General features: G+C 59.5%; 9 protein-coding genes. 3 read left to right on the plus strand and 6 right to left on the minus strand.

The features are described 5' to 3' along the window. From QZ511_RS14980 to QZ511_RS14990, 3 genes are all read right to left on the minus strand, one after another. Positions 1 to 1,726, minus strand: a 1,726-nt coding sequence (locus QZ511_RS14980) for an ATP cone domain-containing protein (RefSeq protein WP_295803540.1), incomplete at its 3' end; no start/stop codon positions are given. Positions 1,727 to 2,589: 863 nt separating this feature from the next. Further along, complete coding sequence (gene argF / locus QZ511_RS14985; RefSeq protein ID WP_295803542.1) at positions 2,590 to 3,504, minus strand: ornithine carbamoyltransferase; 915 nt, start codon at positions 3,502 to 3,504, stop codon at positions 2,590 to 2,592. A gap of 18 nt (positions 3,505 to 3,522) precedes the next feature. Then, on the minus strand, positions 3,523 to 4,710 hold the full coding sequence (locus tag QZ511_RS14990; RefSeq protein ID WP_295803544.1) for an acetylornithine transaminase: 1,188 nt from the start codon (positions 4,708 to 4,710) through the stop codon (positions 3,523 to 3,525). Positions 4,711 to 4,950: 240 nt separating this feature from the next. On the opposite strand from QZ511_RS14990, the gene grxD reads away from it, so the two are divergent. Next, positions 4,951 to 5,283 carry a Grx4 family monothiol glutaredoxin gene (grxD, locus tag QZ511_RS14995; protein ID WP_295803546.1) on the plus strand — a complete coding sequence of 111 codons (333 nt, stop codon included), beginning with the start codon at positions 4,951 to 4,953 and terminating at the stop codon, positions 5,281 to 5,283. A 74-nt stretch (positions 5,284 to 5,357) separates the two neighbouring features. Here the strand turns inward: grxD and bfr are convergent, their stop codons facing one another. The 3 genes from bfr to QZ511_RS15010 form a co-directional block, all read right to left on the minus strand. Then, on the minus strand, positions 5,358 to 5,837 hold the full coding sequence (bfr, locus tag QZ511_RS15000) for a bacterioferritin (RefSeq protein WP_295803548.1): 480 nt from the start codon (positions 5,835 to 5,837) through the stop codon (positions 5,358 to 5,360). A 342-nt stretch (positions 5,838 to 6,179) separates the two neighbouring features. After that, complete coding sequence (locus tag QZ511_RS15005; protein WP_295803550.1) at positions 6,180 to 7,511, minus strand: DUF2254 domain-containing protein; 1,332 nt, start codon at positions 7,509 to 7,511, stop codon at positions 6,180 to 6,182. A gap of 181 nt (positions 7,512 to 7,692) precedes the next feature. Beyond that, positions 7,693 to 7,905 (minus strand): bacterioferritin-associated ferredoxin, encoded by a 213-nt coding sequence (locus QZ511_RS15010; RefSeq protein ID WP_295803552.1) that lies wholly within the window; start codon positions 7,903 to 7,905, stop codon positions 7,693 to 7,695. A gap of 402 nt (positions 7,906 to 8,307) precedes the next feature. Between QZ511_RS15010 and QZ511_RS15015 the strand changes: the two genes are divergently transcribed. Both QZ511_RS15015 and QZ511_RS15020 read left to right on the plus strand, forming a co-directional pair. After that, entirely contained in the window at positions 8,308 to 8,910 is a 603-nt protein-coding gene (locus tag QZ511_RS15015) for a peroxiredoxin C (RefSeq protein ID WP_295803554.1), read from the plus strand. A 227-nt stretch (positions 8,911 to 9,137) separates the two neighbouring features. Continuing rightward, positions 9,138 to 10,472, plus strand: coding sequence for a serine hydrolase (locus QZ511_RS15020; protein ID WP_295803556.1), 1,335 nt, complete (start codon positions 9,138 to 9,140; stop codon positions 10,470 to 10,472). The last annotated feature ends 308 nt before the right edge of the window (positions 10,473 to 10,780 follow it).

Genomic DNA, 10,780 nt, shown 5'->3' on the forward strand with positions numbered 1-10,780 from the left:
AGGTGATCCAGGGGTGGCCGGTTTCAAACAGCATGCCCAGCATCTTGCGCCACAGGTCCACCGCGCGCACTTTCTTGTGCAGTTTCAGTTTGCCTTCGGCGGCCAGTTTTTCGTAGTGGGTGAAGCGCTCTTCAAACGCATCGCCGAACAGGTCGTGCAGGTCCGGGCAGTCTGCCGGAGAGAACAGGGTCCACTCTTTATCTTCGAATACACGCTTCATGAACAGGTCCGGCACCCAGTTGGCGGTGTTCATGTCGTGGGTACGGCGACGGTCGTCACCGGTGTTCTTGCGCAGCTCGAGGAATTCCTCGATGTCCAGGTGCCAGGTTTCCAGGTACGCACATACCGCGCCCTTGCGCTTGCCGCCCTGGTTCACTGCCACCGCGGTGTCGTTGGCCACTTTCAGGAAGGGCACAACACCCTGGGATTTGCCGTTGGTGCCCTTGATGTAGGAACCGAGGCTGCGTACGGGAGTCCAGTCGTTACCCAGGCCGCCGGCCCACTTGGACAGCATGGCGTTGTCCTGGATGGCACCGTAGATGCCGTGCAGGTCGTCCGGCACGGTGGTCAGGTAGCAGGAGGACAGCTGCGGGCGCAGGGTGCCGGCGTTGAACAGGGTCGGCGTGGAGCTCATGTAGTCGAAGGAGCTCAGCAGTTCGTAGAACTCGATCGCGCGTTCGTTCGGCTTTTCTTCGTTGATGGCGAGGCCCATGGACACACGCATGAAGAACAGTTGCGGCAGTTCGAAACGGATTTCGTCGGAGTGCAGGAAGTAGCGGTCGTACAGGGTCTGCAGGCCGAGGTAGGTGAACTGGTGATCGCACTCGGGCTTGATCGCATCACCCAGTTTTTCCAGGTCGAAGCTGGCCAGTGCCGGGTCGAGCAGTTCCAGCTCGATACCTTTTTCCACGTACGCGGCCAGTGCCGGCTTGTACAGGGTTTCCATTTCTTTCTGGGTGGCGGACTCGGCCACACCCAGGAAACGCAGGGCTTCACTGCGCAGCTTGTCCAGCAGCAGGAAGGCGGTGGCGTAGGTGTAGTTGGGTTCCTGTTCCACCAGAGTGCGCGCGGTAATGACCAGCGCGGTGTTGATGTCGGTTTCGGAAACGCCGTCGTACAGGTTTTTCAGCGCTTCGTTCAGGATCAGGGCGCCGTCCACATCGGTGAGGCCTTCACAGGCTTCGCGCACGATGGTGCGCAGGCGCTCCATGTCCAGCGGTACCAGTGAGCCGTCTTCCATTTTTACGCGGATGCTGGGGTGGGTGTCGGCGGGCTGTTCGGCAACTGGCTCCTGCTGCTTGCCTTTTTCCGCGCGCAGGCGGGCGTGCTCTTCGCGGTAGAGCACGTAGTCGCGGGCGATCTTGTGTTCGCCGGCGCGCATCAGTTCCAGTTCTACCTGGTCCTGGATTTCCTCGATGTGGATGGTGCCGCCGGAGGGCATGCGGCGCTTGAAGGTGGCGCTGATGTGCGACACCAGGTCGGCCACGCGCTCGTGGATGCGGCTGGAAGCGGCGGCGGTGCCGCCTTCGACGGCGAGGAACGCCTTGGTTACGGCTACGGAGATTTTGCTGTCGTCGTAAGGTACGACAGTGCCATTACGCTTGATAACGCGTACCTGGCCGGGGGCCGTGGCAGCCAGGGTGGTATTGCTGCTGGCCTGGTCGGTTACCGCATCCTTGCTAGTGCCGTCTGCTACAGACTGAGAGCGCCCTGTCTCTGTGTGCATGTATTTCTCCGTAGTTTTGTGTGCCTTGTCGAGCGCGACTCGAGTGGGGCTTTGCTTTGGTTTTTTACTTTGGTCTTTCAACAGGCTTGTGGCCTGAAAACTTTTTGTCGAGCCGCAGACACAAGTGACGATGGCGAAGCCTGGGCTTCGCTCGGGTAACACTTATGGGGTACAGCTTGAAATTGCGTTTGATCCGTCTGGCCGAATCTGTCGCTCCGGTGGCCCGACAATCCGGGCGCCGCGTGCATGTGTGCCGGAACAGGCTGTGCATTGCGCGGCTTGGTCACCGAAAACCCTGCCCGATGGCGGGCGGTCGTTGTTGGTGCGACTGGACACGGACACAATATGTTGTGGTCAATTTTGGCCGCCTGTCGGCCCCTGCCCTGGAAGGTCTTGGGGGTGCCGGGGCCGCCAAACCCAATATATTGGGGTCCGCTTCCGAATGACCAACAAGATAATGCGGTTGGGGGGCTAATTCAAGGCGGAAAACTTTTGGGTTACTTGTGGATAAATTGTGGGTAGGCGGTGCGACGCGGTTTTATTCCGCTCGCCAGCGCCCGTGGTTACTGGGCGGGTATGAAAAGTGATCAGCGGTTTTGCGGGAGCGGGGATTTTAAGAATTTTTTTTAATAGTAACGAAGTCTCAAATTAAGCGCGGCAATAACGATTTGAGGCTGATTATTGGCTGATCAATCGGGCACCGGGTGGTCGAAATAGGCGCCGAAAAAATACGCGACACGGGGTTTGGACCGGGTGTGGAAAAGAGCGTCATCCTGTGGACAAGACACCGGGTTTTTTGCCTGGGGTGCACCAAAAAAAAAGCGCCGGTTTTTCACCGGCGCCTTCAATTGATGGAATTCTGATCAGTTGCTGTTTTCCTGCAGGAATTCCAACAGTGCTTTCTGGGCGTGCAGGCGGTTTTCCGCTTCGTCCCACACCACGGAAATTTTCCCGTCTTCCAGCAGCTCGCCACTGACTTCCTCGCCGCGGTGGGCGGGCAGGCAGTGCATGAACACGGCGTCGCCATTGGCGTGACTCATCAGCTCGTGGTCCACCAGGAAGCCTGCAAACGCTTTCAGGCGGATCTGCTGTTCCGTCTCCTGGCCCATGGAAGCCCACACATCGGTGGCCACCCAGTCTGCACCGCGTACCGCATCCACCGGCTTGCGCACGACTTGCACGCGGTCCTTGGCCCTGGCGAGGATGGCTTCATCCGGGTCATAGCCCTCCGGGCAGGCGATGCGCAGTTCGAAGTCGTACTGCAGCGCGGCGTTGATATAGGAGTGGCACATGTTGTTGCCGTCGCCCACCCAGGCCACCACTTTGCCTTCCGGGCTACCGCGGTGCTCCACGTAAGTCTGCAGGTCCGCCAGCAGCTGGCAGGGGTGGTAGCTGTCGGACAGGGCGTTGATCACCGGCACCTGGCTGTACTCGGCAAAGCGCTCCAGCACGTTGTGGCCGAAGGTGCGGATCATCACCATGTCCACCATGCGCGAGATGACTCGCGCGCTGTCTTCGATGGGTTCGCCGCGGCCCAGCTGGGTGTCGCGCGGGGACAGGAACAGGGCGCTGCCGCCCATCTGCGCCATACCCGCCTCGAAGGATACCCGGGTGCGGGTGGAGGACTTCTCGAAGATCATCCCCAGCACTTTGTTGCGGAACGGTTCGGTGGTGATGCCCTGCTTGCGCAGGGCCTTGAGTTCAATGGCGCGCTCGATGATGCCGCGCAGCTCTTCCCGGCTCAGGTCGAGGAGAGAGAGAAAATGTCTGACTGCCATGGGTAAATCCTCCGTAAATCAGGCGGCCTGTTGAGCGAAGTCGCGTACCAGGGTGGCGACGGTGGCGGCGATCTGGCTGCATTCAGCATCGCTCAGGGTCAGCGGCGGCAGCAGGCGCACCACGTTGCCGGCGGTGACATTGATCAGCATGCCCTGGGCGCGGGCCTGGTCAACCAGTTCGCCACAGGGGCGATCCAGTTCGATGCCGATCAGCAGGCCGAGGCCGCGGATTTCCAGCACGTGGGGGCAGCCCGCCAGTTCGCGGTTCAGCTGGTCGAGCAGTTGCTGGCCGAGCTTCTGGGCGCGCTCCACCAGCCACTCACTTTCCAGGGTATTCAGTACCGCGAGGCCGGCGCGGCAGGCCAGGGGGTTACCGCCGAAGGTAGAACCGTGGCTGCCGGCGGTAAACAGTTCCGCTGCCTTGCCGCGGGCCAGGCAGGCGCCGATGGGTACGCCGTTGCCGAGCCCCTTGGCGGTGGTGACCACATCCGGCAGCAGGCCGTCACAGTGCTGGTAGGCGAACAGCTTGCCGCTGCGGCCGTTGGCGGTCTGGATCTCGTCCAGCATCAGCAGCCAGTCCTGCTGGTCACACAGCGCGCGCAGTCGCGGCAGGTAGTCGGCGTCGGGGACGCGGATTCCGCCTTCCCCCTGCACCGGCTCTACCAGCACGGCGACGATCTCGTCGTGCTCCGCAATCAGTTTTTCGATCGCTGCCACGTCGTTGTAGGGCACCCGCAGGAAACCCTCCGGCAGCGGTGCAAACCCCTGTTGCACCTTGGGGTTGCCGGTGGCGGTGAGGGTGGCCAGGGTGCGACCGTGGAACGCACCTTCGGTCACAATAATTTTCGGGCAGGCGTAACCGCGCTCGTTGCCCAGGCGGCGGGCCAGCTTGATCGCCGCCTCGTTGGCCTCGGCCCCGGAATTGGAAAAGAACACATTGTCCATGCCGGACAGTCCCACCAGTTTTTCCGCCAGTTGTTCCTGGGCGGGGATGTTGTACAGGTTGGACACGTGCAACAGGGTGCTGGCCTGATCCTGCAGGGCTTCGGTGACCGCCGGGTGACAGTGGCCGAGACCGCACACGGCGATCCCGGAAATGGCGTCGAGATATCGTCGGCCGGCATCGTCCCACACGTAGTTGCCTTCACCCCGGACCAGGGTAAGGGTTCTGTTGCCGTAATTCTGCATCAGTGCGGGAGTGGCCACTGTGATATCTCCTCTATATATAAGTAGGCCAATGAAATGGGGAAACCGCAGAAAACACGCCTGAGGCGGCGCCGAACCGCAATTTCCCCGGGAAGCCGGCAATACTAGCACAGCGTGGCGCCGGTACCAGCGGGGCGTGCGTGTGCTGTGGAATCGGGTACAATGCGCGCATTCTTTGACTGATCGGCGCCGGGCCAGCCCCGGTTCCGTAAATTTCCCAACCCGAGGTTAGCTTCCGTTATGGATACTCTGGAGAATATTAAGCAGCAGATCGCTGATAACGACATCCTGCTCTATATGAAAGGCAGCCCCAACGCCCCCCAGTGCGGCTTTTCCATGCGCGCATCCCAGGCGCTGATGGCCTGTGGACAGCGCTTTGCCTATGTGGACATCCTGGCTAACCCGGACATCCGCGCGGAGCTGCCCAAGTACGCCAACTGGCCAACCTTTCCCCAGCTGTGGGTAAAGCAGGAGCTGATCGGCGGCTGCGACATCATCATGGAAATGTATGAGAGCGGGGAACTGAAGACCCTGGTTGAGGAAACCGCCAAGGGCGCCGAGCAGGGCGAGTAACACTCGTTATCGCCCCCATAAAAAACCGCGGCAGTGCCGCGGTTTTTTATGGCCGGTCAATTCCCTTGGAGGAATTACTCGGAGGCAGACTCCATCTGCGATTGCAGGTAATTCTGGATACCCACCTTGTCGATCAGGCCCAGCTGGGTTTCCAGCCAGTCCACGTGTTCCTCTTCGGACTCGAGGATCTTTTCCAGCAGTTCGCGGCTGCCGTAATCGCGCACGGATTCGCAGTAGGCGATGCCGTCGCGCAGGTCGGGGATGGCTTTCTGTTCCAGCTTGAGGTCGCACTTCAGCATCTCTTCGGTGTTTTCACCGATCAGCAGTTTGCCCAGGTGCTGCAGGTTGGGAATACCTTCCAGAAACAGAATGCGCTCGATCAGCCAATCGGCGTGTTTCATTTCGTCGATGGACTCGTGGTATTCCTTGTCCGCGAGTTCTTTCAGGCCCCAGTCCTTGAACATGCGCGAGTGCAGGAAGTACTGGTTGATGGCAATCAGTTCATTGCCCAGCGCCTTGTTCAGGTGTTCGATGACTTTGGGATCGCCTTTCATTTGATAGCTCCTTTCGTCCGGTAAGGACTTTTTATTCGTTTCTGGATTCCGGTGTTGCGCGCCGGGCGTCTCGAATAAATCCTCGCGAATTTCAGACGTCCCATGATTACCCCTGAGTGTAGGGTTACTGCGGGCTGGCGGAGTGAGTTTGCGGCGGCGGAATTCGCAAGTCAAGGGCGGATTTTCGGGGATCGTGGGGGCAAAAAGCACGAAAATTAACGGGAAAAAGGCCGAAAAATCCAATGAGAACAATTGCTTTTTAGGTTGCTGGGGTGGGTTGGTTGGGAGGATTGGTTGGGGGAATTGGATAGCGCCGGGCAACTTGGCGGCAATTGTTTTCGATCAGTTGAGGCGGTTGCGCGCGCGGGTAATTTTTCTCTGTATCGTGACGACGTCGAATTTGTCTTCCACCAGGTTTTCACTGACCTCTGTCAGCCGCTCGAGGCTGTGCAGGAGGGCGCGCCTGTCCTCTTTGCGGTTGCAGATGTCGGCGAGTTCGATCAGCGCGCCCAACAGGTGTCGCATCACCACCGCGCTCTGGCTGCCGTACTCGCGTATTTCATCCAGCGCGGCGGCCAGTACATCGGCAAAATCCAGCTCGCGGGTGACCAGTCTCAGTTTTTGCTCGCTGTCGTGGAAACAGTTGGGCAGCGGTGGGCGCTGCAAAACCACGCCGATGCCGTCGATCAGACGGTCGATACAGGAGTAGGCGGTATAGGGGTCGTTGACGCCAGGAGACAGCGCCCGCACCGCGATCTGCGCCAGCTGGCGAATGGAGAACACGATGTCCTGTTCTGCGGTGGGTTGCGGGCCAACGGTGACGGCGCCGCGAATTGCGCCGGCGATTTCTTCCGAGTCGATATCCCGGGGTGGGTCAAACACCCGCGCCATGCAGCTCCAGTGATTGAGGAAGGTGCCCGGGTGGCACTCCAGCTGAATGCAGCAGTCATTTTCCGTGGCCCAGCGCTGTAGCTTCTGGCGATCAATCAGTTGCACATAGCCGCCGCAGTCTGTCTGGACCCTGAGGCAGTCGTCGCCAAGCTTCAGTTCGCGCAAATCGGTACGGCAATTGTGCGGGTCGCGGCTCTCTTCGGTGGGGTAAAGATGCTCGAGGGCGCGGCGGAACTGCCGGTTGATGGAAAAGGTGACGTTGTCCACCTGGATGGACTGCGCCACGTTGTGGATGAAATACACCAGGTAGGCCATGCAGCAGAGGACAAGCAACACTGCCATGCTGACCGCCAGGCTCTGGTCCCTGCCCGGGTTGCCGTCTGGAGTGCTGCCGTTCTCCACACCGCGCATCACCATCAGGGCGTACACAAAGGTGGCGAGGAAAATTCCGAGGGAGACCTGGGTGCCGCGGTCGCGGATAAAGTTGCGCACCAGGTGCGGTCCGAACTGGTTGGCGGCGAGTGTCAGGGCCACGGTGGTAATGGAAAACACGGTACCGGCTACGGTAATGGTGCTGCCGGCGATGGTGGAAAGCAGTGCGCGGGCACTGTCGTGGTCGCGCAGCGCCAGCCAGCGCAGGCCGGGCAAGTGGTTGAAATTCAGGTTGTGGTCCAGGGCCAGCAGTCCCTGCGCCAGCAGAATGGCGGCCGCCATCATCAGTGCGGGAATCAGCCAGAAGCTGGCCCGCAGGCGGTCTGTCAGATGCAGCAACTGCTGTTTCATCGAATATCCCCGGCCCTGGGTGTTGGCATTGCCCGCCGCGAGGGTATTGATCTGTACGGGCAGGGCGTTAGCGCACTGTCATTAAAGATAGGTCAGTAAGAAGGGGGGAGGAAAAGGGAAGAAAAAGGGAGTGGGATTGTGGGCAGCCCGGGGATGGGCGCCCACTGGAAGTCAGCCCGGATCAGCTCGCGGAGTAGAAGAGCGCGCTGTTGGCGGTCGTCATGACGCCGGCGGACATGGTCTCGTCAATGATTTCCTGGGTCAGCTCGGCACAGCGACCGCACTGCGAGGATACGCCCAGGTGGCGGCGCAGGGCTTTCACCGAAGTGGAGCCGTCGTAAACGGCTTCCTTAATCTGGCTGTCGGTAATGCCTTTGCAGATACATACGTACATCGTGAAAATCCTGGCGCTAAATCAATCTTCTCTCAGTTCCGGGGTGGATCTTATTGTTAATGAGAACGAGTGTCAATAACATTCTTTCGTTGTTCGATATTTATTCTAGCCGGTGAGGTTGTGACCGGTAGCGTTCGGGCTGACCGAAGAGTTTTTGTAATTGGGGGGAGTCGCCCCGGGAGAAGTGATCACGGGGGATCTGGAGCGGACGCGAGGCAAAATGTCGACGGCTTTGTATCCGCGTGGATTCTATCGCCGTTATATAAAAATTTAATGGGACTGACTTGAGGCCCTGTGTATCATAGCCGGCCACTATCGATCATTTCTCGATTTATAGCCGTTGGTTATAAATTAATCGGTTCAACTCTCACAGCAAATCACTATCTCATTGAGGAGGTTTTCATGGCTGTATTGGTAGGCAAGCCCGCTCCGGACTTCACTGCGGCGGCTGTTCTGGGCAGCGGCGAAATCGTTGATTCCTACAACCTGGCTGAAACCATCAAGGGCAAGAAGGCGGTAATCTTCTTCTACCCGCTGGACTTCACCTTTGTATGTCCGTCTGAGCTGATCGCTTTCGACCACCGCTTTGAAGAATTCCAGAAGCGTGGCGTTGAGGTTATCGGTGTTTCCATCGATTCCCAGTTCTCCCACAACGCATGGCGTAACACCGCGGTCAACGACGGTGGCATCGGCGCGGTCAAGTACACCCTGGTTGCCGACACCAAGCACGAAATCTGCCAGGCCTACGACGTTGAGTCTGAAGGTGGTGTTGCTTTCCGTGGCTCCTTCCTGATCGACGAAGAAGGTGTTGTTCGTCACCAGGTAGTCAACGATCTGCCGCTGGGCCGCAACGTTGACGAAATGCTGCGCATGGTCGACGCGCTGGCATTCCACCAGGAGCACGGCGAAGTCTGCCCGGCTGGCTGGCAGGAAGGTGACAAGGGCATGAGCGCTTCTCCGGAAGGTGTTGCCTCTTACCTGAGCGAAAACGCCGACAAGCTGTAAGTTTGTTGCGCCTGCGGCCACCCTCGTTAGCGAGGATGGCCGATCGCCGAAACCGCCGCAAGGCGGTTTTTTTGTGCCCGAAAGCCGGGGAAGGGTGGAAAATTGTGTGCTGGGTCAGGGGTGAAGTGCGCAACTGTTCCAGTTTTATTACAATGCCGCCGCGGCGGGGGATATGTGCCTGGAGCAATGAATCTTTCCCCGGGCTGCTAGTCTTAGTACAGGTTTCAATGAACGCTGCCGCGGCAGTTTTGCAGTTTGCAGTACGGCACATGGGCATCATCAAGGTCATTCAAGTCTACCCTTCCGCTGCGCGCGCGCTGCGCGTTGCTGCTCCGAACATGGCGCAGGCGACCGCCAGGGCACTGGTATGCGCGGCGGTTATGCTGTTGTCGCTGGGCACCTGTGTGGCCACAGCGGACTCCGGTCGCGCCGACAAAAGTGCGCGGGAAGGGAGCAAGTCGGTGGCCAAGAGTGTGGATGCCAGTGCCGACGAATTTGCCCGTTATTTCAAGTACCTGATCAAGAAGCAGGGGATCCCCGGGGCGGCGTACGTCATAGTCGATCACGACAAGATTGTGGCCATGGATACCTACGGCGTGCGGGTGAAAGGCAAAAAGGAGCCGGTTACCCTCCACACCGTATTCCGCCTGGCCTCGGTATCCAAGACCTTCGCTGCCAGCATGGCGGCAGTGCTCGAGCACGAGAAAAAATTCAACTGGGGCGACAAGGTGGTGCGCTATGTGCCGCAGCTCAGTTTCAAGACGCCCGCGCTCTCCATGCAGCTGCAGGTCCAGCACCTGCTGAGTCACTCCTCCGGGCTGACCCCCAATGCCTACGACAATTACCTGGAAGACAACCGGCCGATGTCCAAGATCCTGCCGATGTTTTCCACCATTGACCCCCACTGCAAGCCGGGCAAGTGTTACGGCTACCAGAATGTGCTGTTCAGCCTGATCGAGGACGTGATCCAGAAGGCGACCGGGGTGCCCTACAGTCGCCAGCTCAAGGAGCGCTTCTTTACTCCCCTGAAGATGGAGGACGCCTCCCTGGGCTGGGAGAGCTTTATGGCGGCGAGCAACCGCGCCGCGCCCCACGTGCAGACCGGCCGCGGCTGGCGTCCCGTGAAGGTGGAGAAGGAATACTATCTGGCGGCACCGGCCGCCGGGGTCAATGCCAGCATCAGCGACATGGCCCAGTGGCTGAAGGCGCAGATGGGGTTCTACCCGGATGTGCTGCCCCCCGATGTGATCAGCGACATCACCACCGAGCGGGTGGAAACCCAGCGCCATATGCGCCATCGCATCTGGCGCGACTACATTGACCACGCCGGGTACGGTCTCGGTTGGCGCCTGTACACCGTGGGGGATGACCGGGTGATCTTCCACGGCGGCTGGGTGGCGGGCTTCCGCGCTGCAGTGGCCTATTCGGAACAGCGCAAGGTGGGCATTGTCATTCTGATGAATGCCGAATCCCGGGTCATCTCCGACCTGACCGCCAATTTCATCGCCGATATCACCGGTCACGGCAAGCTGATGGCTGCCATGGCGGCGGCCAGGAAGTAACCGCTCGCACCATTCTTCAGGGCCCGTCGCACTCCCGACGGGCCCGCGCCCCGCGCTCGCCAGCAGCAACGCGACCAAATCTCCCGTTCTGTTCACTCTCTCGAGCTTGAAATGACGTCCGCCGTCCCAATATTGGCAGACTGACTGATGTTATACGTAGGGGAGAACTGATCCATGACTGTTGAGGCGCATAAAGAAAGCCACGGTTTCCAGACAGAGGCCAAGCAGTTACTGCACCTGATGATCCACTCGCTGTACTCCAACAAGGAGATTTTCCTGCGCGAGCTGGTTTCCAACGCATCCGACGC

The sequence above is a fragment of the uncultured Microbulbifer sp. genome (genome assembly GCF_913055755.1).
Taxonomy (GTDB): Bacteria; Pseudomonadota; Gammaproteobacteria; order Pseudomonadales; family Cellvibrionaceae; genus Microbulbifer.